The organism is Ruminiclostridium herbifermentans (assembly GCF_005473905.2).
In the GTDB taxonomy this organism is placed as follows: domain Bacteria; phylum Bacillota; class Clostridia; order Acetivibrionales; family DSM-1351; genus Ruminiclostridium; species Ruminiclostridium herbifermentans.
This window is the reverse complement of sequence record NZ_CP061336.1, coordinates 3,870,994-3,897,534: the sequence shown is the minus strand read 5'-3', so window position 1 is coordinate 3,897,534 and position 26,541 is coordinate 3,870,994. Positions and strand designations below refer to the sequence as shown.

Below are 26,541 nucleotides of genomic sequence, written 5' to 3'. Positions count from 1 at the left end.
CTCTAAATGACTTGATATTAACAGCCTTTAGAGTGATATATGTATGTACCGAAAATAGAAAGGCGGTATAAAAATGCAGATAAACTATAATGTCACAGGAGCAAAAAGAAAAGAGTTAGTCAACGCAATCAGCCAAAAACTGAATGCTCCTGTAAGATATCTTGGAGCACCTACATTTGCATATGAGGTGGCAGACTACAATATTGACAAAAATGGAGTAGTCAGAGGACCAGATAATTCTGAACTGGTTGATGCTCTATTAAGCTTTCATGACTTCAAGGCAGCTACGGAAGAATATGACACACCACTTCCAAAAGCAGAGCTTGTTCCTGAAAATATTCAAATTCCCTATGAAGCGGCTCTTGGTGGAAGGGTAAGCCCATATAATGATTACGAAGAATCTCCCGTATACGCCGAGCCAGATGAAATCGAAGATGTTAGATTGATTATTCAAATGCCGAGGGAGAGTTTTACCGAAATCGCACTTGATAACCTAAAAGGATTGGTAGAAAGCAAAGAAACCCTTATAAAGAAAGCACTTGATACTGACTCTATTCCCATTATCGTAAATGAGGAATTTGTAACCTTCCCCTGGTTCCAAAGTGAGTGCTCCGCAGAGGAGGTTAAGGCTTATACTCACTTTGTAACAGCACTTTGCGAAATGGCAAAGAAGCAGACTCGCGTCAACTCGACCGAGAAATCAGTGGAGAATGAAAAGTACGCTTTCCGTTGTTTCCTTCTAAGACTTGGCTTTATCGGTCCAGAATACAAAACCGAACGAAAAATTCTCCTCTCCAAACTGTCGGGTAGCTCTGCCTTCAAAAGCGGAACTGCCAAGCATAAGGAGGTGAGTGAATAATGAATATCATTCACCCAGAAATGCTAAAACAACTTAGGAGTTATTACACTCCGGGAACTCGTGTCATGCTACTTAAAATGAATGACCCTTATACCAAGCTTCAGCCTGGAACTAAAGGTACGGTTACTAGTGTTGATGACATGGGAACCATCCACGTCAGTTGGGATTCAGGCAGTTCCCTTGGAGTGGTCTTTGGAGAGGATTTATGCAGGAAAATCGAAGAGTAAACATACACATTTTAAGACCAATATGGCAGTAAATATGTAGATTTATATTGCAGAATTGTCTTGCTATATAAGCCTTTTAGAGTGATATATGTACATGCCGAAAGGACAAACACACTTTAAAAGGAGCGATACACGATGTTAAGTGCAAAATTCGGGATTGAGATTGAATTTACAGGGATTACAAGGGAAAGGGCAGCTAGAGTCGCTGCAGAATATTTGCAAGGCATTTACAGTGAAGGCGGGACTTACTACGACACCAAGAAGGTAAAAACTCCAGATGGTCGAGTGTGGAAGTTTATGTACGATGGGAGCATCAACTGCCAAAGAAAAGAAGGTAGAAGAAAAGTAGCTGCAGGTAGAGATTATAGCGTTGAGCTGGTTAGCCCAATCCTAACCTACCGGGAGGACATTGAAACTTTGCAGGAGCTAGTAAGAAAGCTTCGCAAAGCTGGAGCCTTTACAAATACATCATGCGGAATTCACATTCATCTAGACGGTGCTGAACATACCCCACGAAGCATTCGAAACTTTGTAAATATCATTGCAAGCAAAAATGACTTATTTTATAAAGCACTCCAGATTGCACCGCAGAGAATGAATTACTGCAAAAAGATGGACAGCATTTTGGTTGAGAAGATGAACCGTAAAAAGCCTAGAACCATGAGACAAATTGAGGACATTTGGTACGAAGGTTACAGCGAGAGTAGAAGCACTCATTATCACAACAGCCGCTACCATTTCCTCAACCTTCACAGCTTTTTTACCGGAAACCATACAGTTGAACTTAGGGGATTTAATAGCGAACTTCATGCAGGAAAGATAAGAAGCTACATTGTTCTAGCACTTGCCATCAACCACCAAGCCTTAACGCAAAAATGTGCATCAGCAAAGAAACCGCAGGTGGAAAACGAAAAATTTGCCATGAGAACCTACCTAAACCGGATTGGTTTCATTGGAGATGAATTTGCAAACTGCAGAGAGCATTTGACAGCAGCACTTTCGGGTTCAGCTGCATGGCGGTTTCGGGCGGCCTGAGCTGCCCCTAACCCACAAAGCTAAGAAGGAGGATTACAATGAATAATAAATTATATCTTGCCTATGGCTCCAACCTTAACCTGAAACAAATGGCCAACAGATGCCCCACAGCGAAGGTGGTAGGAGCAAGTCAAATCAATGACCACCGTTTATTATTTAGAGGGGCACACGCAGGCGCTGTGGCGACTATCGAGCCTTTTAAGGGTGGCAACGTACCCGTTTTAGTGTGGGAAATCACACCTGTCGATGAAGCAGCACTTGACCGTTACGAGGGATGGCCGTTCCTTTATCGCAAGGAAACAATAAAAGTGAAGTTGGGGGGTAAAACCGTTAAGGCGATGGTATACATCATGAATGATGGGAGGCCGCTTGGACAGCCGAGCTGTTATTATTACAGTACAATTTTAGAAGGCTATAAGAGTGCAGGCTTCGATGTGGAAATCCTGCGCAAAGCGACAACCGATTCAGTAGAATCGGAGGAGGTAGCCAATGAATGAGATAATTATGCAACAAATACTTGCCATTCGAGAAACAGGTGAAACGAATATGTTTGATCTTCCGGTTGTGACAAGTATTGCTTTAAGAGCAGGTTATACGGAGCTAGTAGATTACCTTGAAAAGAACAAAGGAGAATATGTCCATTTCATTTTGACAGGGGAAGCGAAAACAGAATAGCCTAAACAAATTTTGAAGGAATTCTGCGGGGTTCCTTTTTTCGTAGCCATAAGGAGGTGGCGGCCATACGTAAACTAAAAAAATATAAGCCGACCATCTTTAAGGCAGATGGTTCGGTATATGATAAGGACGCTGCAGACATTGCGGTGTCTTTTATTAATTGCTTAAAACATACGAAGGGAGAATGGTATGGGCAACCATTTGAACTTATAGACTGGCAGGAACAGATTATCCGCGATGTGTTTGGGATTATAAAGCCTAATGGTTACCGTCAATTTAATACGGCATATATCGAAATCGCTAAAAAGCAAGGGAAATCTGAACTTGCAGCAGCGGTTGCGTTACTGCTTACCTGTGGTGATTTTGAGCATGGCGGTGAAGTATACGGATGTGCATCTGACAGACAGCAAGCTTCCATTGTTTTTGATGTAGCAGTGGATATGGTAGAACAATGTCCAGCTCTGAAAGCAAGAATTAAACCGGTACTATCGCAAAAACGACTTGTTTATAAACCGCTAGGTAGTTTCTATCAAGTTTTGTCTGCAGAAGCGTATACCAAGCATGGACTAAATGTGCATGGTGTTGTATTTGATGAACTTCATGCGCAACCAAATAGACAGCTTTTTGATGTCATGACCCATGGCTCAGGTGATGCAAGAAAGCAGCCGCTGTATTTTTTAATTACGACTGCCGGAAATGATACTCACTCTATTTGCTACGAGGTGCATCAAAAGGCTAAAGATATTCTAGAAGGACGAAAGGTTGACCCTACATTCTATCCTGTCATTTACGGTGCTGACGAAGATGATGACTGGACCGATCCGAAGGTGTGGGCGAAAGCCAACCCCTCAATGGGCATTACCGTTGATATAGAAAAAATTCATATTGCTTGTGAAAGTGCAAAACAAAATCCAGCAGAAGAAAACTTATTTAGACAACTTCGTCTAAATCAATGGGTTAAACAGTCGGTACGTTGGATGCCTATGGAAAAGTGGGATAAATGTGCTTTTACTGTAAACCTAGAAAGTCTTACAGGACGTGTGTGTTATGGTGGTTTGGACTTATCCTCTACAACCGATATAACAGCATTTGTTCTTGTATTCCCTCCTGAGTATGAGGGAGATAAATATATCATCCTCCCTTTTTTCTGGATTCCAGAAGATAACATGGACCAAAGGGTAAAGCGTGATCATGTGCCCTATGACGTATGGGAGAAGCAGGGGTTCTTACACACCACTGAAGGAAACGTGGTGCATTATGGTTACATCGAAAACTTTATCGAAGAGCTGGGCTTAAAGTACAACATTCGAGAAATTGCTTTTGACCGGTGGGGAGCTGTACAGATGACACAAAACTTAGAGAACCTTGGGTTTACAGTAGTTCCTTTCGGTCAAGGTTTTAAAGATATGAGTCCGCCAACGAAGGAGCTTATGAAGCTTACCTTGGAAGAGAAACTGGCGCATGGTGGTCATCCGGTGCTCCGATGGATGATGGATAACATCTTTATACGTACTGATCCTGCTGGAAATATCAAACCGGATAAAGAAAAATCAACTGAAAGAATAGATGGTGCAGTAGCTACCATTATGGCTCTTGATCGGGCAATCCGTAAAAGTGGAGCAGGCAATTCTGTTTATGATGGAAGGGGTTTATTAATTCTTTAATTTTAGATGGATTCTATGGCATAATAAAATTTAATATTTCAGATTAATTATGGATAAGTAGAATTTATACGACAATATTTGTTAGCAAAATGTCGAGTTTAATACTAAATCCTTTGCTATAATCTATTTATGGAAGGAGTGAAACGATGTTAAAAGAACTTAATCAAGTCATTGACTATATTGAAGAACACTTAACTGCAGACATCACACTTGAAGAAATATCCAAATACGCTGGTGTCTCAGATTATCATTTTCGGAAAATCTTTTATTATTTATCTGGGTTAACATTGAATGAATATATTAAAAATAGAAAACTATCAGAAGCAAACAAGGATTTATTAAATAATGAAAGAGTAACCGATGTGGCATTCAAGTATGGCTACGAATCAATCGATGGCTTCACTCGTGCATTTAAATCTTGGAGTGGGTTTTTACCATCGGAAGTCGCTAAAACAGGTGTCAGCAAATCGTTTCCCAAACTTTCATTTTATATCAATGTTAAAGGAGGAGAAAGTATGGATTATAAAATTGTAGAAATGCCCGCATTTAAATTTGCTGGTGTAAGTAAACGAGTGCCTATGCAATTTGAGGGCGTAAATAATGCCATTGTTGAATTGGCCAACAGTATTACACAAGAGCAAAAAGAAGCAATGCATGCCATTCAGAATATTGAACCTTATGAAGTTGTCAATGCTTCTTATGAACATGAACATAATTTTATGAAAGACGAAGGAGATCTCACTCATTTAATTGGTGTTTTAACCACAGAAGAAAATGTGAGTGAACTTTTAGATGTAATTGAAGTTCCGGCATACACTTGGGCAGTTTTCCCAAATGAGGGTCCTTTCCCAGAAACTTTGCAGCAGACTTATGCAAAAACTGTTTCAGAATGGCTACCTATTTCCGATTATGAAGTGATTCAAGCTCCTGGATTTTCATTCACGAGGATGGATGAAGAAAAAGAAAATTATGCTTACAGTGAAGTTTGGATGGCTGTGCGTAAGAGAAAATAAGAAATTTACACATTAAAAAAACAAAAACATGCAAACTTTATAAAAACCAAACACTAAAAGTGTAAAGCATCTATCAATAAGGTAGGTGCTTTCTTTATGCCCATTTTTAAGGAGGTGATGCAAATGGGACTGCTAAAAAGTATTTTCAAGGCACGTGATAAACCACAGGATAGGATAGCGGGTAGTAACTATAGTTTCTTCTTTGGTGGAACAACTAGTGGGAAACCGGTGAATGAGCACACAGCTATGCAAATGACTGCGGTCTATTCCTGTGTAAGAATACTGGCAGAGGCTGTTGCTGGGCTTCCCCTTCATCTATATAGATACACATCAAGTGGTGGTAAGGAAAAAGCACTTAATCACCCGCTATACTTTTTATTGCATGATGAGCCAAACCCTGAGATGAGTTCCTTCATTTTCCGGGAAACATTAATGACACATCTTCTATTATGGGGAAATGCCTATTCCCAGATAATTAGAAACGGGAAAGGTGAAGTCATTGCTTTATATCCGCTGATGCCTAACAAAATGACGGTCGACCGTGACAGAAACGGCCGGCTTTTTTATTTGTATCACCAAAGTTCAGATGATGCGCCTACTCTCGGAAAAGACAGCCAAGTTTATCTCTATCCATCTGATGTACTGCATATCCCTGGTCTTGGCTTTGATGGACTTGTAGGCTACTCACCGATTGCAATGGCGAAGAATGCTGTGGGACTGGCCATGGCTACTGAGGAATACGGAGCTAAGTTTTTCGCAAATGGGGCAGCGCCTGGAGGAGTGCTTGAGCATCCTGGAACGATTAAGGACCCACAAAAAGTGCGAGATAGCTGGAATGCGGCTTATCAAGGAAGCAGCAACTCCCATCGTGTGGCAGTGCTTGAGGAAGGGATGAAGTATCAGTCTATTGGTATCTCACCAGAACAAGCTCAGTTTTTAGAGACAAGAAAGTTTCAGAATAATGAAATCGCTCGGATTTTCCGCGTACCTCCACATATGGTTGGGGACTTGGAAAAATCGAGCTTTTCTAATATTGAGCAACAGTCACTGGAGTTTGTGAAATACACTTTGGACCCTTGGGTGATCCGTTGGGAGCAGGCCATCAGCCGATCACTTTTAAGACCAGATGAAAAGAAGCTCTATTTTGCCAAGTTTAATGTGGATGGACTGCTTCGAGGTGATTATGTCTCTCGGATGAACGGTTATGCAACCGCGAGACAGAATGGTTGGATGAGTGCCAATGATATTAGGGAGCTTGAAAACCTTGACCGAATCCCACCTGAGCTTGGCGGGGACTTATATCTAATCAATGGCAATATGACCAAGCTTGCGGACGCAGGCATATTCGCAAATAAAGAAGGAATGGAGGGAAAAAATGAATGAAGAAATTTTGGAATTGGGTGCGTGATGAAGATACACAGTCACGGACCCTCTATCTAAACGGTGCAATTGCTGAGGAGAGTTGGTTTGATGATGATATTACTCCTGCTGCTTTTAAAGCAGAGCTAATGAGTGGCGAGGGTGACATAGTAGTTTGGATTAATTCACCTGGTGGTGATTGTATCGCAGCATCACAGATTTACAACATGTTGATGGATTATAAAGGCAATGTCACCATAAAGATTGATGGCATCGCAGCATCAGCCGCCTCGGTCATTGCCATGGCAGGTACAGAAGTTTTAATGTCTCCAACATCACTGATGATGATCCATAATCCTTTCACCATAGCCATTGGCGATAGCGAGGAGATGCAAAAGGCAATGCAGATGCTGGATGAAGTTAAGGAAAGTATCATCAACGCTTATGAACTTAAAACCGGTTTGTCTAGAACAAGGTTATCTCACCTGATGGATGCTGAAACTTGGCTAAATGCCAATAAGGCAGTCGAGCTTGGTTTTGCAGATGACATTATGTTCAAACCAGGAGAGAGTGCACTACAAGATAGCTTTGTCTTCAGCAGAAGAGCAGTGACCAATTCACTAATGAATAAGCTTCAAAAACCAGTTGTAAAACAGTCAGCCGAATCGCTTTATGAGCGGCTTAATTTGTTGAAATATTAGGAGGAAATGAAAATGAGTAAAATTCTTGAACTGCGTGAAAAGCGCGCAAAAGCATGGGAAGCAGCAAAGGCATTTCTTGATTCAAAGCGTGGTAGTGATGGACTTGTGTCCGCAGAGGATGCCGCAACCTACGACAAAATGGAAGCAGATATTATTAATCTGGGTAAGGAAATCGCAAGATTGGAGCGCCAAGAAGCTCTTGAAGCAGAGCTTAATAAGCCTGTAAACACACCTCTTACCGAAAAGCCAGCTATTCCGGGGATGGATACAAAGACCGGAAGAGCCAGTGATGAGTACAGAAAGGCATTCTGGAACGTAATGCGTAGCAAAAATCCTCGTCATGATGTGCTAAATGCTTTGTCTGTAGGCACTGATTCAGAGGGAGGATATCTTGTTCCTGATGAATTTGAGCGTACCCTAGTTCAAACCCTTGAGGAAGAGAATGTATTCCGTAAACTGGCAAAAATTATTCAGACTTCAAGCGGTGATCGTAAAATCCCGGTTGTGGTGACCAAAGGTACAGCGGCTTGGCTTGACGAAGGTGAGGAGTTTGATGAGAGTGATTCTGTATTCGGTCAGACATCTATCGGTGCTTACAAGCTGGGTACAATGATTAAAGTTTCTGATGAACTTCTCAATGACAGTGTATTTGATCTAGAGAATTATATCTCCACTGAATTTGCCCGTAGAATCGGTGCTAAGGAAGAAGAAGCTTTTTTAGTTGGAGACGGAGATGGAAAACCTACTGGTATTTTCAACGCAACAGGCGGAGCACAGCTTGGAGTGACAGCAGGGTCTGCAACTGCCATTACGGCAGATGAGATTATCGAGCTTGTTTATTCCCTAAAGGCTCCTTACAAAAAGAACGCGGTATTCCTGATGAATGACGCAACAGTAAAAGCAATCCGTAAACTGAAAGACGGTCAAGGTCAATATCTGTGGCAGCCTTCTTTAACAGCAGGTACTCCAGATACGTTGCTGAATCGTCCGGTTTACACTTCTGCTTATGCTCCTATTATTGAAGCCGGAGCAAAGACGATTGCTTTCGGTGATTTCGGATACTATTGGATTGCTGACAGACAGGGGCGTTCTTTCAAACGTTTAAACGAGCTTTTTGCAACTACTGGGCAGGTTGGTTTCCTTGCAAGCCAGCGTGTAGATGGAAAGCTCATTCTACCTGAAGCCATCAAAGTTCTTCAGCAGAAGGCTTAATGGGAGGTGTAAATGATGAGCTATAACGCAAAGAACTACACCGAACAAGGTGGAGAAAAAACCGTTATTGGTGGAGAGCTTGTCATTGAAGAGGGAGCCAAAGTAACTGGGCTCCCTGTTCTTGAAAATCAACCGGCAAGCACTGCGGAAACTGTAGAAGCTCTAGTGACGGACTTTAATGCCTTGCTCAGTAAGCTGAAAACTGCAGGAATCATGAATGGAGATACACCTTAGAAAGGATAGTGATGGTGATGACACTTTTAGAAAAAGTTAAAGCAAATCTAATTCTTGAGCACGATCGCGATGATGAACTTCTTCAAATGTACATCACCACCGCTATCGCATATGCCGAGAGTTACCAGCATGTACCGGAAGGTCATTATAATGAGAACACAATGCCGCCAACTACCGAGCAGGCCGTCATTATGCTGTCATCTCACTTCTATGAAAGTAGGGATGGTAGCACTGGCGGCTTTTTTGCTGATAACGTGCAGGCAGGCCAGCAGGTTTGGAACACTGTAAATTTACTGCTCAGGCTTGACCGGGATTGGAAGGTGTAGAGTATGAGTTTTGGAAAAATGAATACCTTTATCGATCTCATTTCTGTTGAAAGAACGAAAGACAGTGAAGGCTTCGGTAAATCTAAGGACACCATCCTCGCTTCCGTTCGTGCTTATAAGGAAGATCGTCATGGAAATGAAAAGTGGGCTAACCGAGCGACATTTTCTGAAGCAACTGCGCTGTTTCGTTTTCGTAAGATACCTGATGTTGAGGTATCTACCAATATGGTGATTGTGTGTAATGATGGCCGCTATGAGATTACAAATGTTGAAGATGTAAAAGGTCGAGGCATGTATATTGAAGCCTTGGCAAAAAAGGTGGTGGGGTCAAGTGGCTAAGGTACAAGTGAAAATGCCTGAGGATTTTCTTTTAAAGCTTTCAAAGCTTGGCGATAAGACGGATGAAATTATTCCAAAGGTACTTGAGTCAGGCGGGGAAATCGTTTTGGAAAAGGTTAGATCTAATTTGCAAGCTGTAGTTGGTAGTGGAACAAAAGAAAAAAGTCGGTCTACAGGTGAGCTTATTAGTTCGTTGGGTCTCTCTCCTGCTAAAGTGGACCGAAATGGCAATTTCAACGTGAAGATAGGTTTTAAGGAGCCACGAAGAAGCGGCGAAAGTAACGCTAAGATTGCCAATATCATCGAATACGGAAAATCGGGTCAGCCACCAAAACCATTTTTAAAGCCTGCAAGAAGTGCGTCAAGAAAAGCATGTATTGACGCTATGAAGAAAAGGTTTGAGCAGGAGGTAGAAAACTTATGAGTATATTAAATGAACTCAAATTCATTGCAGATATGTGCAATATTCCAGTAGAGACAGGACGGTTTTCTGGTGTTCCTCCTGATATTTATATTGTAATTACACCACTTATTGATTTATTCGAAGTTCATGCTGATAATGCACCAGGATATGAAGTACAGGAAGCTAGACTTTCCTTATTTGTAAAAGGAAATTATACAACTATAAAAAACACTATTGTCCGCACTCTTTTGGGTGCGGATTTTACTATAACGGACCGTCGGTACATTGGACATGAGGATGATACCGATTATCACCATTATGCCATAGATGTGGCTAAATCATATGAATTTCAATTGGAAATGGAGGAATAAGAAATGGCTACGATAGGTCTTGATAGGCTTTATTATGCAAAAATCACTGAAGACATAAACGGTGATGAAACCTATGAAACACCGAAACCGCTGGCAAAAGCAATCAGTGCAGAACTTTCCGTTGAGCTTGCTGAGGCAACTCTTTATGCAGATGATGGTGCTGCTGAGATTGTAAAAGAATTTAAAAGCGGTACCCTTACACTCGGTATTGATGATATAGGTGTAGCAGCTGCCGGAGATTTAACAGGAGCTACCATTGATGACAATCATGTGCTCATCTCAACCAGTGAGGATGGTGGAGCTCCAGTTGCGATTGGCTTCAGAGCACAAAAAGCAAACGGTAAATACCGATACTTTTGGCTGTATCGTGTGAAGTTTGGAATTCCTGCAACAAACTTAGCGACAAAAGGCGATAGTATCACTTTTTCAACCCCAACTATCGAAGGAACAGTGCTTCGAAGAAATAAGCTAGATGGTCAAGGTAAGCATCCATGGAAGGCGGAAGTTAACGAGGGTGATGAAGGGGTAACTTCAACGGTTATTAATAGCTGGTTCAACGAAGTGTATGAGCCCACATTCGCAGCTTCTAGTGGAATTGGAGAGTAAGGGGGAATTGAAATGGATAAAGAACGAAGTGCAATGATTAATATTGGCGGGCAGGAGTATGAACTTATTCTTACTACTAAAGCCACGAAAGAAATTGCGGGTAGATATGGTGGCCTTGAAAATTTGGGTGAAAAATTGATGAAGTCTGAGAACTTCGAAATGGCACTGGATGAAATAGTCTGGCTGATAACTTTAATGGCCAATCAGAGCCTGCTCATTCATAACCTGCGAAATCCAGATAACAAAAAGCCGCTTCTTACTCAAGAAGAAGTTGAGCTTCTTACTTCTCCTTTGGAACTAGCGACATATAAGAGTGCTCTAACAGAAGCTATGTTCAAGGGAACAAAAAGGAATATTGAGTCTGAAGATAACTCAAAAAACGTGCAAACCGGGTAAATGAGAATGAACTCTTTACCCGGCTTTTATATTACGGAACTGTTCATTTAAATCGCACTGAAGAGGAAACATGGCTTACACCTATTGGCTTGCTTATGGATTTATGGGAGTGTCATAAGCAGTTCCTTGGGATGTCAAAACCGAAGCGGGAACTTTATATCGATGACATTATTCCTTATGGGATTTGATTTTTCAACGAAAGGAGGAGGTAATCTTGGCAGATAATTTCGGTTTAAAAATCGGAGTGGAAGGCGAAAAGGAATTTAAAAATGCACTTCGTGATATTAACCAGGCATTTAAAGTCTTAGGTAGTGAGATGGCTCTAATCAGCTCCCAGTTTGATAAAAATGATAAGTCCATCCAAGCCTTAACAGCGCGTAATGAAATATTAGAAAAAACGATCGATGCACAAAAAGAAAAGATAGAGACACTACGATCTGCACTAGATAATGCCTCCACTTCTTTCGGAGAAAATGATCGTAGAACTCAAAATTGGCAGATTCAATTAAATAAAGCTTTGGCTGAGCTCAATGGCATGGAACGAGAACTTGAAAATAACAATAAGAGTTTGCGTGATCATTCCGATGCTACAGATGAAAGTGCTGACAACATGGAAGATGCTGCTGATGCAGCCGATGAACTTGCTGATAATGTTGATGATGTTGGCAATGAAATGGATGATGCCACTAAGAAAACCTCTGTTTTGGGAGATGTACTTAAAGCAAATCTGCTATCAGATGCCATAATCGGTGGAGTAAAAGCATTAGGCTCGGCTATTGGGAATAGGAAAAGCATTTGTGGGTGCGATGAAGGATGGCGTTGAATACAACGCTCAAATGGAAAGTTATACTGCATCGTTTACTACCATGCTGGGCGATGAGGCAAAAGCACAAAAGTTAGTGAATGATCTGAAAAAGGAAGCAGCGGCTACTCCATTTGGAATGCAAGATCTTGCTCAATCAGCCCAAACTCTTATGAGCTTTGGAATGTCTGCAGAAGAAGCTCAAATAAGAATGAAACAGTTGGGTGATATATCTCAGGGGGATGCCGAAAAATTCAAAAGTTTAACTTTAGCATTTGCACAGATGTCCTCAACCGGTAAGTTAACAGGGCAAGACCTAATGCAAATGATTAATGCAGGCTTTAACCCATTAGAGGAAATTTCACGTAAGACCGGAAAATCCATCGGTGAACTCAAGGAGGAAATGTCAAAAGGGGCAATTTCAGCAGACATGGTTGCGGAGGCATTTGCATCAGCAACATCAGAAGGTGGGCGTTTCTATGGTTCAATGGAAGCACAATCCAAAACTTTTTCTGGGCAAATGGCAACTCTTGAGGATGGAGTTGCTTCGTTAAAGGGGCAGCTTGCTGAAGGGTTAACAACCATGCTTTCTGGAACTGTTCTTCCGATGGTTAATGGTTGGATTGATGAATTATCTCAAGCTTTTGAGAAAGATGGTGTTCAAGGCTTAATTGATGCTTTTGGTGGAATCTTAGAAGAAGCAGTTCAATTTATTTCTGAGCAGTTGCCAATTGTAGTGGATATTGCTTCTCAAATAATTATTTCTCTAGTTCAAGGACTTACCTCTGCATTACCGAAGATAACAGAGGCTGCTGTCATACTATTGATGACACTAGTCAATGGAATCATTGAAACTTTACCGGCACTTGTTACGGCAGGAGTACAAATGATCGGAACTATTGTCAGTGGAATTGCAGAAGCACTGCCACAGTTAATTCCAGCTGCAGTATCAGCAGTGATACAAATTGTGCAGGCACTTTTGGATAACCTACCAATGCTCCTAGAGGCGGCACTTCAGCTTGTACTTGGACTAACTCAGGGGATTTTGGATGCTCTTCCAGTGTTGATTGCAGCATTGCCGGTCATTATTACTGGGATAGTAGATTTTATTATTGGTGCAATACCTCAAATAATTGAAGCGGGTATTCAACTTCTAACATCTTTAATTTCAGCTTTACCAGAAATCATCACAGTAATTGTAGAAGCAATTCCGCAAATTGTCGACGGGTTAATAACAGCGATTTTGGGCTCAATCCCGCAGCTTATTGATGCCGGAGTGCAATTGTTAGTAGCACTGATTCAAAATCTTCCACAGATCATTTCGACTGTTATTACTGCTATACCAAAGATTGTGTCATCTCTTGTGAATGCTATTATTGGTAGCATACCTCAGATTATTCAGGCGGGGATCATGTTGTTAGTTTCACTGATTAAAAACCTTCCAACGATTATTGTAGAGGTTGTAAAAGCTGTACCACAAATTATTACAGCACTGGTTAAAGGATTTACAGGTTCAATTTGGCAAATGGCTCAGATTGGAACCAATTTAATCAAAGGATTATGGCAGGGTATCTCTGATGCTGGAGCCTGGCTTTGGGATAAAATTTCAGGCTTTTTTGGTGGGGTTGTCGATAAAATAAAAAATTTCTTTGGCATTCATTCACCATCAACATTATTTGCTGGTATAGGTGAAAACCTTGGAGAGGGTATTGGGGTTGGTTTTGAAAAAGCAATGAATAGTGTTAGTCAAGATATGCAAAATGCCATCCCAACTGATTTTGACATCAACTCCAATCTGAATATGAATGGAGCTGGCATTAGTAGCAGCTATGGAACTTTTGAAGGTTCATTAATTACGATACAGCAGATGATTGTTCGAAGTGAGGACGACATTCGGAAGATTTCACAGGAGCTATATAATTTAATGCAAACAGGATCACGAGCTCAAGGAAGATTTATAACTGCATAAAGGAGGGCGATGTATGGGCTTCGTTTATAATGGTATCAATTCAAAAAATATGAAGATAAAAGCAAAACTTACAAGGTGGCAGGCATCGCCCGCTCTACGAAATTCGTATGAGGTTGTTCCAGGAAAGGCGGGAGTTGCAGATTTTGGTTGTGATAGTTCAGAGCGGATCATAACAATCAGCTGTAATGTATATCCTCAAAAGAGTTTTGCAGATTTAGTGAGCGTTTTAGATTCTATTGCAGAATGGCTTAATCCAATGAATGGTCTCAAGCAGTTTGTATTAGAGGATATTCCCGATCGATACTTTTATGCTCGGCTTACTGAACAAGTAGATTGTGAGAGATTACTTAGAACTGCTGGAGCCTTTGAATTAAAATTTATTTGTCCAGATCCACACGCCTATGCACTGATAGATGAACAATTTACGATTTCCAGTGTTGGTGCTCATGAAATTAAAAGGTTAACTGGGAATGCGGATTCAGAACCGGTTTATCAACTTAAGGGGATAATCAGCAGCTCATCATCCACCTACATTTCTATTACGACAAATGGCGAAGAACTACGAGTATTTGGAGCTTTGGCAGCAGATGAAGTGCTTGTCATTGATAGTGGATTAGTAACTGCAAAAATAACCGATGCAAACGGAAATACACTTAGAAATGGGCTTGCAGGCTTGGATGAGCTTAACTTTCCTATACTGCACAAAGGTGAAAATGAAATAACAGTTTCAGTGGCGGGAGCAACTTTTTCGGAGCTGAAGATTATGGCTAAAAGCAGATGGAGGTGAGCTTGTGGCAATTAAATCAATCTTAACATCACAGACAGATTTTACAGGTGAGTTTCCTGTAAGCGAGAAGACAGTTGCTCTTTGGCGATTTAATGAAGCTACACCAGATAGCAATAACATGCTTGCAGATGATTCTGGTCATAACAGAAACTTCTTTGTATCCGGATGGTCAGGCACATCAGCCAACTTATCATCTGGTAGATTAGGAAGATATTTTAGGCAGAATATCATTAATCCAACAAGTGAAAAGACGCATTTAGTGGCTACCAATGATGGTAGCTTTTTTAGTGATTTAGGTGAAAAGATTGTTGTTGGTGGATGGATAAACCCAACTACTTATTCTGTGGGGCAGACGTATATCCCGATTTTCAATACTAGACAAGGCCCTGGCCAACCAATTTTTTATGTTTCTTTATTTCAGGGAAGGTTGCGATTAATGCTGTATAATTCTTCCGGCTCCCTGATATATGATCAGACAGAAACACCTACTATTCCCCTAAAGAATAACGGGTGGTACTTTATTGCATCAATCATTGAGGTAAACAGCAAAAGGGTACAGAACTTACTTTGCGATCGAAGTGATGGGGCTGTCTGGCAATCTCCAGTTCGAACATTCACGGGAGACTTAAATCAATCCTGTGTTGCGGACATTGTGATGGGGATGCATGCAAATACCTATTATTACGCAGGAGGATTTGATGACTGGTTCTATGAAAAAGATTCTTCGCTTACCATGGAGGATCTTATTTTCTATTTTAAATCTTCAATTTTGGCAAACGGTGGAGACAGCACTGCTGATGTTGATGCTCTTGTGGACCCTGGTTCTGTCATACTAAAAGCAACAAGCGGAGTCTATGCACAAAGTGGCCAGTTTTATTCGATAGCAGCTGCCTGTGGGCTTTCTGGAACGGGTAGAGTATCAGTTACAAGTGAATACATTGCAGGTATAACATCGATAAGCTTAGTTGAAACTTCTACATCAGATGATTTGTCTAGTTGGACTGAATGGCAGGCTATTGGAACAAGTGGGGAATTACAATCTCCAAACAGAGAATATATTCGTTATCGAATTACATTATCTACTCAAGACACCAGTAGAACTCCTAAACTTCTTGAAATACAACTACATGATATACCAAAACCTCCTTATGAGAGACTTGGATTTGCAAGACCAGTTGTGTTGGATACTAACGGGGCTTGGGAAGCAGTGTTAGAAAATGCCTTTGATATTGTAGTAACAAGTGAAGTAAATGGCGCTGATATTCTGGAGTTTAAACTGCCATTTCATGATTCCAAGCGAGAGACATTAGACAATGAAAAACAGGTGCAGATTGTTAATGATGTTTATCGTATTCGAACTATAACAGATGAGAAAAGCTCCGATGGAAGAGTTGTAACTCAAGTATATGCGGAAGCAGCATTTTATGATCTTTCTTTTAGTGCTGAAAAAGAACCCATGGAATTTGTTGCAGAGACACCAGAAGTCCCTATGCGCTATGCCTTACTTAATACTGGCTGGTCATTAGGAAACGTAACTGTAAATACTAAACGTACATGGCAATCAACAGAAAAGAATGCATTAGCTATCCTACGAACAATACAGAATATTCATGGAGGCGACTTGATTTTCGATAGTGCCAATCGTTTGGTACATCTCTTGACATTTGGAGGTACTGATAGTGGGGCATTATTTTGCTATAGAAAGAACATGAAAAGTATACAGCGCGTAGTGGATACTAGAAGTCTAATCACTCGCCTTTATGCTTATGGAAAAGATGGTATAACATTTGCTTCTATCAATGGTAATAAAGAGTATGTTGAGGATTATAGCTATTCATCAGAAGTTAGAGTAGGAACGCTGGATGCTTCATCAATCAGCAACCCTTATCAGCTGCTTGAGTTCGCTAATATGCGCTTAGCTCAGTATGCGAAGCCACGAATCTCATATGTTCTCTCTGCAATGGACTTATCAGTGTTGACAGGATATGAGCATGAGGCATGGAAACTAGGTGATATAGTAACTGTGGATGATAGAGATTTGAATTTATCTGTCAAAACTCGTGTGGTACGCAGACAATATAATCTCCAAGAACCATGGAAAACAGTGCTGGAGCTATCAACAACGTTAAGAGAACTGGGGGATTCATCTGCTGTTTGGGATAAAGCTGCTGATATTTTATCTTCAGCTGATGTTCTTGACCGTCAGGAAGTAAAAGACTTAGTTCCTTTTAATCATCTAAGAAATTCACGAGCTGATGACGGGTTAACCTATTGGATAAGTTCAGGTTTTACAGTGGACCCTAATAATGGGGTATCAGGATCAGCTTCTTTTAAAGCTGAGGGAGTTTTAGGAATGACAAAAAGTCTATCACAGACTGTGTATCCTGCTAGTAGAAAGAGTTACACATTTTCAGCGCAGATTGCATCGGAAAATCTACAGAAAGGGCCAAATGGAAAAGTTGGAATTGAAGTTGTCATTGAATATGATATAAACTGTCAAGGAAAAATGTATAAAAAGTATTAAATAATTATGTACAACTATTCTCCTTGCTTCATATGATCCTTTAATCTGTATGACTTTCCAGATATAGATATTACATGTGCATGGTGCAATACCCTGTCAAGTATTGCATTGGCTACAACTGCGTCATAGAATACACCATCCCATTCGTTGAAATTCATGTTTGTTGTAAGAATGGTACTTTTTCTCTCATATCTCATATCTATAAGCTGAAAAAACATATTAGAATCTTCTTTATCAATGGGTAAGTAGCCAAGTTCATCAATGATAAGTAGTCTGTAATGGCAGAAGTGTCTGAGTCTTACATCAAGTCTGTTTTCCAGTTTTGCTTTCTTTAGTTGCTGCAATAAATCATGACATTTGATAAAATATGTGCTAGTACGTTTCTTTGCTGCAGCTATTCCTATTGATGTTGCCAGATGAGTCTTTCCAACACCACTTGGACCAAGAAATACTATATTCTCATTTCTTTCAAGAAAACCAAGCGTGCAAAGTTCTTGTATTTCTTGCTGATTTACTGACGGCTGAAAATTGAAATCATAATCTTTCAATTCCTTTACAAAAGGAAATGCTGCTGCTTTAATCATAGATCTAGATGCTTTGGCCTCCTTAAAATCAACTTCGTAATTACTAAGTCTCAGTAGTCCTTCTGTAAACGAAAGATTGTTGGATGTCACAAAATTAGATATTTCATCAAGATGAATTACCATTTGCCCAAGGCCAAGAATCTCCATATTCCTGCATAACTGTTTGTATGTACTGTTATTCATAACTGTATACTTCTCCTATAACCTGTAAGTTTTCTTTTGCCCGCTCATTTATATTTTCTTCCTTAAATGCATGCGATTTTCTTGCTATAGCAGTATAGTGTTCATTAAGGTAATTAAGTTTCTTTTTACTAAGGGTATGGATAGTTATTAATTCTATGTTATAATAAACATGTATGTAACCATCATACACTTGTAAAGTAAGAGTTTTTCCAACGTATTCTGGTGGTACAGAATACTGGCATCCATTATGGTTGAACATGCTGGATGAATTAACTTTTACTTTATGTGGAGTTATTTGATAAGGCTTTCTTATGGTATAGGCTGGTAAGCTTCCTAAGAAAGCTTTTTCCTTGTTGAAATACATTAATGGAATACGACCTGTACCTTGATTTACCTGCATGTTTACTCTGTTATTTATTCGTGTGACCAACTCATTAAGTTCCTTGTAATCAAGTTTTCCATTGTAGGCTCTTATCTCATCAAGTAGTTTCATTGGTGCTTCTACTTTGGCTTTTGTTCTTGGTCTTCCTGCAATACAAGGGTGCACCTTAAAACCATAATCATCCGCAAACTGCTTAAATTTTATATTTATTTTCCCTTCTGTATACTCTGTTCTTGGCTCATCCATAACTGTTTTCATATTATCGGTGACAATCACACTTGGAACACCTCCAAACGTGTTAAACGCATCATCAAGGAATGAAAATAATATATCCTGTGTTTTTGATAGAGATACCCTGTACACTCTAAAACGTGAATATGACAGCAATAATACAAATATGTTTACTTCTATTATTTCACCTGTTGAAAGAGTAAATCGTATAGACTCTTTCCAGTCTAGTTGTGCTTGTTGACCCATTCCTGTTTCATAACGTATGGTTACGTTATTTGCGTTTGAAGGTCTGCTTTTTTTGAAATATGAGTCTAGTTCAGGATATTTTCTTAGATAGTAGCAGAAATTCACATAAGACCCTTCATAAGAATGATTGTCTACTAGGTATTGCCATAAAACTCTTCTGTAATAAAATATCTGCTGGCTGTTATCAGATAGAAGCTCTGCAATAATGTCATAGTAAGCAGTGATACAATTCACGCATTCTCTGGATTTGGCCTTATGAAAGCCATTAATGTATTTATCAACTGTACGCCTATCGACATCAAGTTCCCTTGCGATCTGGCTTTTATTAACTTTCAATGTTGTATCCTCCATAAATGGTTTTAACTTATAAAGATCCTTGACAGTTTGAATATTTAAATCTGTTATGATACTACTTTTGATAATCATTAGGGTACCTCCTTTTGTACCCTGTAATCATACCATTTGTACATTTTTATTTAATATTATTTGTACATTATTAATTATAACTTTATATATGAGGACGGTTCGACAGAAACTAGGTTTATTGATCTCTATTAGGAAGGAGGTAGCGATATGGCTTATTTTTCACAGACAGCTCATGCTATTACACCGAGAGGTTTTGGCAAGATAAAGTCGCTTACCATCCGTCTTTTCATTACTGATTGTACTGGTGAGGTATTCTTTACGGATATGCTTTTGCAAGGTGGCTCTGTTGCTACGGGCTGGGTTGGTCATGTGTCAGAAATACAATGGACGCTGGATGGGTAGGTGGTGCAAATGTCAGTTGCATTTACCAGATTTACCGAGACGATTCATTGTAAAGAGGATAAACGAGTAGTAAGCGTAACAGTGAATTTACTTCTTGAAGATTGTACAGGTACGGTATATTTTACTGATATTCAAGCACAGGAAGGAAATCACCTTACTGGTTATACAACTAACACAGAGAGCATGCTGCAAAAATATCGAGAGAATGAGACAATTGTTCCTGTTCGCTTTTATAATGGAGTAGTTCGAAGCGGAGAGACGATTATTCTCTTCAATCTGGGTTCAACTTCCGCTGGCCTTGACTGTCATATTTATCCCAACCAAAATATGGCTGCAGGCAGTATCCAATTGTCTCAAGGAGCAGGGGCGCACAAGGTGATATTTAATGAGGCAGTTAGTCCAGGTGATACCTTTTCGCTACTAGCATCAACTAGGCAGTGTTTAAAGAACGGAAACCCAACTGATAAGGAAGGTTTTTTTCAATATACAGCATCCGGTGATAGCAAACATGTGATAAAGCTAGAAGACAGAAAATCAGCCCGGGTATTATTTGAGTTTCAAGAAATGCAGGAAGGAAGTGAGCGCCTTTGATTGACTATTTAAAAGGTAAGCGTTGTATGGTCTGGAGTTTCATGGGGAATACCCGCATGTATCAAGCATTACGAGACTATGGTGATCGAATTGATACGGTGGGTATTTTTACTTTTGAAGTGGATATCACCGGGACAATAACAGAAACAGGAACAAGCATATCCAGTATGCTTACCTATATTAACCGTTGGCCTCATATCAAATGGCTACTGACTATTATGAATCATGGTACAGCTTCTATTTTTACTGCCCTTAGAAATAATACCAGTGGTGCGAAGGATAAATTTCTTACTGAGATCATTCGCATTATGGAAAAGTATCCATGGTGTGCAGGGGTTGATATAGACTTGGAACGTGGAGGTGGCTACGAGAACAAGGATGCTGCCAATGCCCTATTTCGTGACATATATAATACTGTCAAAGCCTATGATTCTTCTAAACTCGTTAATATTTGTTTACCAGGAATGACGGGAGTACAAGGCTCGGTTGGTGGCGAAAATTGGTGTGTCTATGAAGACTTAAATCCGTACTGTGATACGGCAGCGATTATGAGTTATGGCATGGCATGGGCTGGTTCTGCTCCGGGACCGGTTTCTCCGAGGGATTGGTTGGAAGGTATTTATGATTATGCTGTTCGGGTTATGAATCCTGAAAAAATATTTTTGGGATTGCCCGCCTATGGCTGGAACTGGAGGATACATGATACACCAGAGAACCTTGGAATAACATATCGTGGGATTTCAAACACTTATTATGCAGCAAAGCTTTGGATGACAGGAGGATATAACTTTACTGATGACGGGCCACCTCAACCAATGATTCCAATCATTGCGTATTGGGATGATTATGATAAGGTTCCTTGGGCGTTACCACATGTGTATGACTACATGGAAGGCTGGGATGCTGTTTCAAGAACATACCCATTACTTGAGGAATCCTATAGTCGTCGCAGATATTTGACCGCCTATAGTAAGCAACAAAAAACTGAATTTGGCACAATCTTTATAGACCGTAGTGGTGGAACACCTGATAATTATTTTGGTAATGTATCAGTTTCATCTCAATTTATTACACTTGGAGATGAAGGTGAAGCCACCTACGAATTTGAAATAGAATCTGCTGGTTTTTATGATGTAGCTATTCGCTTTTCTTTTCCTTTTTGGGACAAGAATACTATCCATGTTTCGCTTGACGGAATAAATAAGGTATTTAGTGAGAGTAGGTTATGGTGGCCATATTGGAGAACAACTTGCTGGAGCTCTTTGGCTTCGAGTGTATATCTTTCAGCTGGAACTCATACTGTCACAGTTAGTTCCTCAGTAACAGGAGTACAGTTCTATGGATTTCGGGTATGTTCAAGCTTTAGTGAAGAGCCTTCTGCTGGAGAGGCTGACTTCATGTTATCCCCTCGCCAGTTTAAAGATGTGAACGGTTTAATGGTTCAGCCCGATCGAGGATTTAAATTGACAACGGAAGTACTTCGTAGAAAGCCTGATTCAGCACTAATTTGGTATGAGGACTTTCGAGATGAAAATCCGCTTCCATCCAGCTATTGGACAACATTAAGCGGAGAGTGGGAGGTGTGGCAGAACAAGAATGATCCAGCTACTCGCCCTTATTCACAGCTTGATGGACATGGGAGGTTGGCGTGGAAATATAATGGTTTCTCAGATGTTCATTTAAGAGCGAGATTAGCTTTTCCTTCAGATGGAAGTGGTCGAGCTGGCATTTTTTGTGGAGAACTCTTTTGCTGTTTAAATATTAATTCACAGCGTATTGAACTATATAATGGTTCTACTCTAATCGGAAGCTATGCAACCGAAATTTCTAAAACTCCATCATCAGATCTTCGCTCAAATCCAAGAATGTACACCATTGAAATGAGGATACGTAGTAATTCTGTAAGGGTTTATTCTGGAGCAAGTAGTATTTTGCGATTCACAGCGTCGCTTGATGGTTATTCAGGTGGTTATGCCGGAATTCAATCGGATGGACGTATTCTATGTGAATTAATAAGATTAGGAGATGCCTGGACTTATGAACCTTATGAAAGATTTGATGTAATCTTCCCAGATGGAACTAGAACGGAGTATGGGAGACTAGAAAGAACTGGTGTTACATGGGATAGTGAGTTTCAGGTTTTTACAGTTAACAGTGATGTGGAGGAAGCTTCAACAAGAAGTCAGGATATTTCCATGGATTATGATTTTTTTCACTCAGAGCTTTTATCATTGGTCTGTGGAAATGACTATTCAGTAAAGATTGTGCCTAAGGACATTAATGTATGGATTTCACGCCTATTTCTCGGGGATGCTGATGGCTTCTCAATTCTTTACTACCAAGACGTGGATAGCCTAGTCTATTGGGCAAATGAGGCAGCGTATCGATGGAAGCTTAGGGGGATTGCGATATGGTCTCTGGGACAGGAGGATATGAGGTTATGGGAAGCCTTACCTAAACAAATATAATTAACACACTGAACCAAGAGTGTTTGCGATAATGCAGACACTCTTTTTATATATGCACCAATCATGAAGGAGGTAAAAATAATGAAGGAAATTTGGAGTTGGATACAAACTGCGTTTACTGTACTTGGTGGACTTTTAGGATGGTTTTTAGGAGGTTTTGATGGATTTTTATATGCATTAGTGGCATTAATGGTGGCTGATTATATCACCGGTGTCATGTGTGCCATTGTTGAAAAGAAACTATCAAGTGAAATAGGGTTTAAGGGCATATTCAAAAAAGTACTTATTTTTATTCTAGTTGGAGTTGGACATTTGATTGATACAAATCTGATCGGAGATGGGAGCGTGCTTCGGACTGCTATCATCTTTTTCTATTGCTCCAATGAAGGTGTATCTATGCTAGAAAATGCTGGTCGATTAGGACTACCAATACCAGAAAAATTAAAAGATATCCTTGTTCAGTTGCATAATAAAGGAGGTAAGGAATATTGAATCTAAGAAAACTTATTCTGACTGAAAATGCTTGTTATAAGGCAGGTAAAAAGATTACACCGAAAGGTATCATGGTTCATAGCACCGGTGCCAACAATCCTTATCTTCGTAGATATGTTGGGCCGGATGATGGTTTATTAGGTGTAAATCAGTACAATAATCACTGGAATCAGGATAGGCCCGATGGAAAACAGGTTTGTGTCCATGCTTTCATTGGAAAACTTAAGGATGGTTCAATTGCTACCTATCAAACTCTACCATGGGACCATCGAGGGTGGCATGCTGGAGGAAGTGCAAATGATACACATATTGGTTTTGAAATATGCGAGGATGGATTGACCGATGCCTCGTATTTTAATGCGGTTTATAAAGAAGCGGTAGAGCTTTGTGTTTATCTTTGCAAATTATACAATCTAACTGAAAAAGATATTATTGGCCATTATGAAGGCTATCAAAGAGGAATCGCAAGTAATCATGGTGATCCGAAAAACTGGTTTCCTAAGCATGGAAAGAGCATGGATACATTTCGTGCAGATGTAAAAAGCCTCTTAAGTGAAGGAGCTAAATCTGGAGAAACAGAGAAAAAGAAATACTACCGCGTTCAAATCGGTGCTTATTCCGTAAAAGCCAATGCAGAGGCCCAGCTTGCCAAAGCGAAAAAGGCTGGCTTTACGGATGCGTTTATAAAGTATGATTAACACTTTTACCTATGACCTGAGGAGTGTAATAGCTCTTCGGGTCATTTTTTTTGACCTTTAGGGGTTCGAATCATTAGGGATTTTTGCATATAGGTGCAGGGGTCTACCTGTAGAAATGGAGGTTACCTATATGCAGATTACTAAAATTACAGATAAACAGGATCTACTATTAAATCCAAAAAGGAAATATCTAAGTGCCGAGGCTCTTCAAAGAGAATTTGATTATTATAGGGCGGAAAAGCTATTACATCAAATGCTTGATAAGGGTCTTATTTCAAAGGAAGAGTTCAACAAAATTATGCTATTAAACCGCGAAACTTTCTCACCTATGTTAGCACAGATAATGCCCGATATTCCTTGATATACTGGGCGTTCAGAGGTAATATGTGACCTACCAAAAAGGAGGTGAGTCGATGAAAAAGATAACAAAAATAGACGGGAATAAGGGTACATCAATTATCAAGCCAAAATTACGAGTAGCTGCTTATTGTCGTGTTTCTACGGACAGTGATGAACAGTTAGTGAGCCTAGAAGCACAAAAATCCCATTATGAGACTTACATAAAGGCAAACCCAGAATGGGAATATGTTGGCTTGTATTATGATGAGGGGATCAGTGGGACTAAAAAAGAAAACCGGTCAGAACTTCTTAGAATGCTATCAGATTGCGAAAGCAAGAAGATTGACTTAATTATTACAAAGTCCATTAGTAGGTTTGCAAGAAACACAACGGATTGTTTAGAGATGGTTCGTAAACTGTTGGACCTGGGTATTTACATCTATTTTGAGAAAGAGAATATCAATACCCAATCAATGGAAAGTGAGTTGATGCTTTCTATATTAAGTGGACTTGCAGAAAGCGAGTCCATTTCCATTTCGGAAAACAACAAATGGGCAGTTCAAAGGAGATTTCGAAACGGAACTTTTAAGATTTCATACCCACCATTTGGTTATGACAACATTGATGGTCAAATGGTGGTAAACCCTGAGCAGGCAGAAATCGTGAAGTATATTTTCGCAGAAGTATTATCGGGCAAAGGTACACAGAAAGTTGCAGATGATCTTAATCAAATGGGTATACCTACTAAAAGAGGTGCTCGTTGGACTGCTACTACAATTCGAGGGATATTAAAAAATGAGAAATATACTGGGGATGCTATACTGCAAAAAACTTATACAGATTCCCGATTTAATAAGCGCACCAATTATGGTGAGAAAAATAAATATTTAATAGAAAATCACCATGAGGCAATTATCAGCCATGAAATGTTTGAAGCAGTAGAAGCTGCCTTAAATCAAAGGGCAAAAGAAAAGGGTATAGAAAAGCGTAATGATAAGTACCAAAACCGGTATTCTTTCTCCGGAAAAATTATTTGCTCGGAATGTGGTAGCACCTTTAAAAGACGAATTCATTCATCTGGCACAAGAAAATATGTAGCCTGGTGTTGTAGTAAACACTTAAAGCAGATAACAGAATGTTCAATGCAGTTTATTCGAGATGAGGATATAAAGACGGCATTTGTTACTATGATGAACAAGCTGATTTTCGGCAGAAAACTTATTCTACAACCACTATTAGATGCTTTGCGTGGAATGAGCAACTCAGATAACCTTTCAAGAATTCAGGAATTAGAGAAGCAAATTGAAAAAAACGCGGAACAGAGAGAACTGCTTGTAAAGCTTATGGCGAAGGGATATCTAGAACCTGCCCTTTTTAATCGAGAAAACAATGAACTGCAAATGGAAGCAAATAACTATATGGAGCAAAAAGAAGCTTTAATTCATGCTTTAAATGGAGAATTATCAAAGGTGCAGGAAGTCAGTAACTTAATAAAATTTACAAATAAGGCTGAAATGTTAAGTGACTTTAATGACCAACTTTTTAATGATTATGTTGAAAAAATTATCGTTTTCTCAAGGGTAGAGATAGGTTTCGTTCTGAAATGTGGAATCACACTAAGGGAAAGGATGTGAGAAAAGTGGCACATACGCCTTACGGCTATAGGATAGAGAATGGTACAGCAGTTATCGATGAAGAAAAAGCTGAAAAGGTTAGGAGTTTGAATAGGGGATACTTATCAGGCCTTTCTTTATCGGTCGCAGCAAAGACTGCTGGAATAGATGCTTATCATGGAACTGCTGGAAGGATGCTAAGAAATGAACGTTATCTTGGTGATGATAATTACCCTGCCATCATTGATAAAGAGACCTACGAAAAAGCAGAAGCAGAGAGGGTAAAGAGAGCGAAAAAGCTAGGTAGAATCTTTGAACCCAAGAAAGAAGACAAACCTACTATTTCTAAGAAGTTTACCATAGGACAAGTAATTCAGAAGTATACAAATCCTTTTACACAAGCGGAGTATGTTTATAGCTTAATAGAAAGTGAGGGACAGTAAG

30 protein-coding genes and 2 pseudogenes are annotated in these 26,541 nt (G+C 39.8%); 30 read left to right on the top strand and 2 right to left on the bottom strand.

Features of this window, described 5'->3' with window-relative positions:
• Window positions 1–73 precede the first annotated feature (73 nt).
• The 22 genes and pseudogenes from EHE19_RS15695 to EHE19_RS15600 all read left to right on the top strand — a co-directional run bounded on the left by EHE19_RS15695 (window position 74) and on the right by EHE19_RS15600 (window position 17,502).
• The gene (locus EHE19_RS15695) at window positions 74–859 is read left to right on the top strand and encodes a virulence protein (RefSeq protein WP_137699205.1); all 786 of its coding nucleotides are present in this window, start codon (window positions 74–76) and stop codon (window positions 857–859) included.
• Window positions 859–1,086, top strand: a complete 228-nt coding sequence (locus EHE19_RS15690; protein WP_009052894.1) for a DUF4314 domain-containing protein — start codon at window positions 859–861, stop codon at window positions 1,084–1,086. The genes EHE19_RS15695 and EHE19_RS15690 overlap by 1 nt, the downstream gene beginning before the upstream one ends.
• Before the next feature lie 135 nt (window positions 1,087–1,221).
• Entirely contained in the window at window positions 1,222–2,121 is a 900-nt protein-coding gene (locus tag EHE19_RS15685) for an amidoligase family protein (RefSeq protein ID WP_137699206.1), read from the top strand.
• 38 nt (window positions 2,122–2,159) lie between these two features.
• The gene (locus tag EHE19_RS15680; RefSeq protein WP_021401004.1) at window positions 2,160–2,618 is read left to right on the top strand and encodes a gamma-glutamylcyclotransferase family protein; all 459 of its coding nucleotides are present in this window, start codon (window positions 2,160–2,162) and stop codon (window positions 2,616–2,618) included.
• Window positions 2,611–2,796, top strand: a complete 186-nt coding sequence (locus EHE19_RS15675) for a DUF5049 domain-containing protein (protein WP_021401016.1) — start codon at window positions 2,611–2,613, stop codon at window positions 2,794–2,796. Before EHE19_RS15680 ends, EHE19_RS15675 begins: the two co-directional genes overlap by 8 nt.
• Before the next feature lie 65 nt (window positions 2,797–2,861).
• Window positions 2,862–4,460, top strand: coding sequence for a terminase large subunit (locus EHE19_RS15670; protein WP_137699215.1), 1,599 nt, complete (start codon window positions 2,862–2,864; stop codon window positions 4,458–4,460).
• Between the two features lie 146 nt (window positions 4,461–4,606).
• A complete protein-coding gene (locus EHE19_RS15665) occupies window positions 4,607–5,473 on the top strand; it encodes an AraC family transcriptional regulator (RefSeq protein ID WP_137699207.1) in 867 nt (288 codons plus the stop codon).
• A 123-nt stretch (window positions 5,474–5,596) separates the two neighbouring features.
• The gene (locus EHE19_RS15660) at window positions 5,597–6,856 is read left to right on the top strand and encodes a phage portal protein (RefSeq protein ID WP_137699208.1); all 1,260 of its coding nucleotides are present in this window, start codon (window positions 5,597–5,599) and stop codon (window positions 6,854–6,856) included.
• Window positions 6,853–7,533, top strand: coding sequence for a head maturation protease, ClpP-related (locus EHE19_RS15655; RefSeq protein WP_137699209.1), 681 nt, complete (start codon window positions 6,853–6,855; stop codon window positions 7,531–7,533). The genes EHE19_RS15660 and EHE19_RS15655 overlap by 4 nt, the downstream gene beginning before the upstream one ends.
• 12 nt (window positions 7,534–7,545) lie before the next feature.
• Window positions 7,546–8,745 carry a phage major capsid protein gene (locus EHE19_RS15650; protein ID WP_137699210.1) on the top strand — a complete coding sequence of 400 codons (1,200 nt, stop codon included), beginning with the start codon at window positions 7,546–7,548 and terminating at the stop codon, window positions 8,743–8,745.
• Between the two features lie 15 nt (window positions 8,746–8,760).
• Complete coding sequence (locus EHE19_RS15645; RefSeq protein WP_079421837.1) at window positions 8,761–8,979, top strand: Head fiber protein; 219 nt, start codon at window positions 8,761–8,763, stop codon at window positions 8,977–8,979.
• 17 nt (window positions 8,980–8,996) lie between these two features.
• On the top strand, window positions 8,997–9,305 hold the full coding sequence (locus EHE19_RS15640) for a head-tail connector protein (protein ID WP_024400893.1): 309 nt from the start codon (window positions 8,997–8,999) through the stop codon (window positions 9,303–9,305).
• Between the two features lie 3 nt (window positions 9,306–9,308).
• A complete protein-coding gene (locus EHE19_RS15635; protein ID WP_032507257.1) occupies window positions 9,309–9,644 on the top strand; it encodes a phage head closure protein in 336 nt (111 codons plus the stop codon).
• Window positions 9,637–10,068, top strand: a complete 432-nt coding sequence (locus EHE19_RS15630) for an HK97-gp10 family putative phage morphogenesis protein (protein ID WP_137699211.1) — start codon at window positions 9,637–9,639, stop codon at window positions 10,066–10,068. Before EHE19_RS15635 ends, EHE19_RS15630 begins: the two co-directional genes overlap by 8 nt.
• A complete protein-coding gene (locus EHE19_RS15625) occupies window positions 10,065–10,418 on the top strand; it encodes a hypothetical protein (RefSeq protein ID WP_009052882.1) in 354 nt (117 codons plus the stop codon). Before EHE19_RS15630 ends, EHE19_RS15625 begins: the two co-directional genes overlap by 4 nt.
• A gap of 3 nt (window positions 10,419–10,421) precedes the next feature.
• Window positions 10,422–11,024, top strand: coding sequence for a major tail protein (locus EHE19_RS15620; RefSeq protein ID WP_009052881.1), 603 nt, complete (start codon window positions 10,422–10,424; stop codon window positions 11,022–11,024).
• Between the two features lie 12 nt (window positions 11,025–11,036).
• Window positions 11,037–11,420: a hypothetical protein gene (locus tag EHE19_RS15615; protein WP_137699212.1), complete on the top strand. Its 384-nt coding sequence runs from the start codon at window positions 11,037–11,039 to the stop codon at window positions 11,418–11,420.
• A pseudogene (locus EHE19_RS20075) lies at window positions 11,417–11,608 on the top strand (hypothetical protein); the annotation flags it as partial. The gene EHE19_RS15615 and the pseudogene EHE19_RS20075, both read left to right, overlap by 4 nt.
• 26 nt (window positions 11,609–11,634) lie before the next feature.
• Window positions 11,635–12,141 (top strand): annotated as a pseudogene (locus tag EHE19_RS20170) (phage tail protein); the annotation flags it as partial.
• A gap of 85 nt (window positions 12,142–12,226) precedes the next feature.
• Window positions 12,227–14,191 carry a phage tail protein gene (locus tag EHE19_RS15610; RefSeq protein WP_205314715.1) on the top strand — a complete coding sequence of 655 codons (1,965 nt, stop codon included), beginning with the start codon at window positions 12,227–12,229 and terminating at the stop codon, window positions 14,189–14,191.
• 13 nt (window positions 14,192–14,204) lie between these two features.
• A complete protein-coding gene (locus tag EHE19_RS15605; protein ID WP_137699213.1) occupies window positions 14,205–14,978 on the top strand; it encodes a distal tail protein Dit in 774 nt (257 codons plus the stop codon).
• 4 nt (window positions 14,979–14,982) lie between these two features.
• Window positions 14,983–17,502 carry a phage tail spike protein gene (locus EHE19_RS15600; RefSeq protein WP_190530353.1) on the top strand — a complete coding sequence of 840 codons (2,520 nt, stop codon included), beginning with the start codon at window positions 14,983–14,985 and terminating at the stop codon, window positions 17,500–17,502.
• A gap of 14 nt (window positions 17,503–17,516) precedes the next feature.
• Here EHE19_RS15600 and istB read toward each other — a convergent pair whose 3' ends face one another.
• Both istB and istA read right to left on the bottom strand, forming a co-directional pair.
• The gene (gene istB, locus EHE19_RS15595; RefSeq protein ID WP_190530324.1) at window positions 17,517–18,269 is read right to left on the bottom strand and encodes an IS21-like element helper ATPase IstB; all 753 of its coding nucleotides are present in this window, start codon (window positions 18,267–18,269) and stop codon (window positions 17,517–17,519) included.
• Window positions 18,262–19,554 carry an IS21 family transposase gene (istA, locus tag EHE19_RS15590; RefSeq protein ID WP_190530322.1) on the bottom strand — a complete coding sequence of 431 codons (1,293 nt, stop codon included), beginning with the start codon at window positions 19,552–19,554 and terminating at the stop codon, window positions 18,262–18,264. Before istA ends, istB begins: the two co-directional genes overlap by 8 nt.
• A 147-nt stretch (window positions 19,555–19,701) precedes the next feature.
• On the opposite strand from istA, the gene EHE19_RS15585 reads away from it, so the two are divergent.
• From EHE19_RS15585 to EHE19_RS15550, 8 genes are all read left to right on the top strand, one after another.
• Window positions 19,702–19,896: a hypothetical protein gene (locus EHE19_RS15585; protein WP_009052876.1), complete on the top strand. Its 195-nt coding sequence runs from the start codon at window positions 19,702–19,704 to the stop codon at window positions 19,894–19,896.
• Window positions 19,897–19,905: 9 nt separating this feature from the next.
• Window positions 19,906–20,487 (top strand): hypothetical protein, encoded by a 582-nt coding sequence (locus EHE19_RS15580; RefSeq protein ID WP_009052875.1) that lies wholly within the window; start codon window positions 19,906–19,908, stop codon window positions 20,485–20,487.
• Complete coding sequence (locus EHE19_RS15575; protein WP_056975872.1) at window positions 20,484–22,955, top strand: glycosyl hydrolase family 18 protein; 2,472 nt, start codon at window positions 20,484–20,486, stop codon at window positions 22,953–22,955. The genes EHE19_RS15580 and EHE19_RS15575 overlap by 4 nt, the downstream gene beginning before the upstream one ends.
• Window positions 22,956–23,036: 81 nt before the next feature.
• On the top strand, window positions 23,037–23,447 hold the full coding sequence (locus EHE19_RS15570) for a phage holin family protein (protein ID WP_004103217.1): 411 nt from the start codon (window positions 23,037–23,039) through the stop codon (window positions 23,445–23,447).
• A complete protein-coding gene (locus tag EHE19_RS15565; protein WP_009052873.1) occupies window positions 23,444–24,145 on the top strand; it encodes an N-acetylmuramoyl-L-alanine amidase in 702 nt (233 codons plus the stop codon). The genes EHE19_RS15570 and EHE19_RS15565 overlap by 4 nt, the downstream gene beginning before the upstream one ends.
• A 130-nt stretch (window positions 24,146–24,275) precedes the next feature.
• Window positions 24,276–24,506 (top strand): SHOCT domain-containing protein, encoded by a 231-nt coding sequence (locus EHE19_RS15560; protein WP_004103221.1) that lies wholly within the window; start codon window positions 24,276–24,278, stop codon window positions 24,504–24,506.
• A 52-nt stretch (window positions 24,507–24,558) separates the two neighbouring features.
• Window positions 24,559–26,118, top strand: a complete 1,560-nt coding sequence (locus tag EHE19_RS15555) for a recombinase family protein (protein WP_137697023.1) — start codon at window positions 24,559–24,561, stop codon at window positions 26,116–26,118.
• A gap of 5 nt (window positions 26,119–26,123) precedes the next feature.
• Window positions 26,124–26,540, top strand: coding sequence for a serine integrase family protein (locus EHE19_RS15550; protein WP_425314291.1), 417 nt, complete (start codon window positions 26,124–26,126; stop codon window positions 26,538–26,540).
• The last annotated feature ends 1 nt before the right edge of the window (window position 26,541 follow it).

Excerpts from the sequence above, each read along its gene's own strand:
- EHE19_RS15695 (WP_137699205.1), top strand. The coding sequence starts at position 74 with ATGCAGATAAACTATAATGTCACAGGAGCAAAAAGAAAAGAGTTAGTC.
- EHE19_RS15690 (WP_009052894.1), top strand. The coding sequence starts at position 859 with ATGAATATCATTCACCCAGAAATGCTAAAACAACTTAGGAGTTATTAC.
- EHE19_RS15685 (WP_137699206.1), top strand. The coding sequence starts at position 1,222 with ATGTTAAGTGCAAAATTCGGGATTGAGATTGAATTTACAGGGATTACA.
- EHE19_RS15680 (WP_021401004.1), top strand. The coding sequence starts at position 2,160 with ATGAATAATAAATTATATCTTGCCTATGGCTCCAACCTTAACCTGAAA.
- EHE19_RS15675 (WP_021401016.1), top strand. The coding sequence starts at position 2,611 with ATGAATGAGATAATTATGCAACAAATACTTGCCATTCGAGAAACAGGT.
- EHE19_RS15665 (WP_137699207.1), top strand. The coding sequence starts at position 4,607 with ATGTTAAAAGAACTTAATCAAGTCATTGACTATATTGAAGAACACTTA.
- EHE19_RS15660 (WP_137699208.1), top strand. The coding sequence starts at position 5,597 with ATGGGACTGCTAAAAAGTATTTTCAAGGCACGTGATAAACCACAGGAT.
- EHE19_RS15655 (WP_137699209.1), top strand. The coding sequence starts at position 6,853 with ATGAAGAAATTTTGGAATTGGGTGCGTGATGAAGATACACAGTCACGG.
- EHE19_RS15650 (WP_137699210.1), top strand. The coding sequence starts at position 7,546 with ATGAGTAAAATTCTTGAACTGCGTGAAAAGCGCGCAAAAGCATGGGAA.
- EHE19_RS15645 (WP_079421837.1), top strand. The coding sequence starts at position 8,761 with ATGAGCTATAACGCAAAGAACTACACCGAACAAGGTGGAGAAAAAACC.
- EHE19_RS15640 (WP_024400893.1), top strand. The coding sequence starts at position 8,997 with ATGACACTTTTAGAAAAAGTTAAAGCAAATCTAATTCTTGAGCACGAT.
- EHE19_RS15635 (WP_032507257.1), top strand. The coding sequence starts at position 9,309 with ATGAGTTTTGGAAAAATGAATACCTTTATCGATCTCATTTCTGTTGAA.
- EHE19_RS15625 (WP_009052882.1), top strand. The coding sequence starts at position 10,065 with ATGAGTATATTAAATGAACTCAAATTCATTGCAGATATGTGCAATATT.
- EHE19_RS15620 (WP_009052881.1), top strand. The coding sequence starts at position 10,422 with ATGGCTACGATAGGTCTTGATAGGCTTTATTATGCAAAAATCACTGAA.
- EHE19_RS15615 (WP_137699212.1), top strand. The coding sequence starts at position 11,037 with ATGGATAAAGAACGAAGTGCAATGATTAATATTGGCGGGCAGGAGTAT.
- EHE19_RS15610 (WP_205314715.1), top strand. The coding sequence starts at position 12,227 with ATGAAGGATGGCGTTGAATACAACGCTCAAATGGAAAGTTATACTGCA.
- EHE19_RS15605 (WP_137699213.1), top strand. The coding sequence starts at position 14,205 with ATGGGCTTCGTTTATAATGGTATCAATTCAAAAAATATGAAGATAAAA.
- istB (WP_190530324.1), bottom strand. The coding sequence starts at position 18,269 with ATGAATAACAGTACATACAAACAGTTATGCAGGAATATGGAGATTCTT.
- istA (WP_190530322.1), bottom strand. The coding sequence starts at position 19,554 with ATGATTATCAAAAGTAGTATCATAACAGATTTAAATATTCAAACTGTC.
- EHE19_RS15585 (WP_009052876.1), top strand. The coding sequence starts at position 19,702 with ATGGCTTATTTTTCACAGACAGCTCATGCTATTACACCGAGAGGTTTT.
- EHE19_RS15580 (WP_009052875.1), top strand. The coding sequence starts at position 19,906 with ATGTCAGTTGCATTTACCAGATTTACCGAGACGATTCATTGTAAAGAG.
- EHE19_RS15570 (WP_004103217.1), top strand. The coding sequence starts at position 23,037 with ATGAAGGAAATTTGGAGTTGGATACAAACTGCGTTTACTGTACTTGGT.
- EHE19_RS15560 (WP_004103221.1), top strand. The coding sequence starts at position 24,276 with ATGCAGATTACTAAAATTACAGATAAACAGGATCTACTATTAAATCCA.
- EHE19_RS15555 (WP_137697023.1), top strand. The coding sequence starts at position 24,559 with ATGAAAAAGATAACAAAAATAGACGGGAATAAGGGTACATCAATTATC.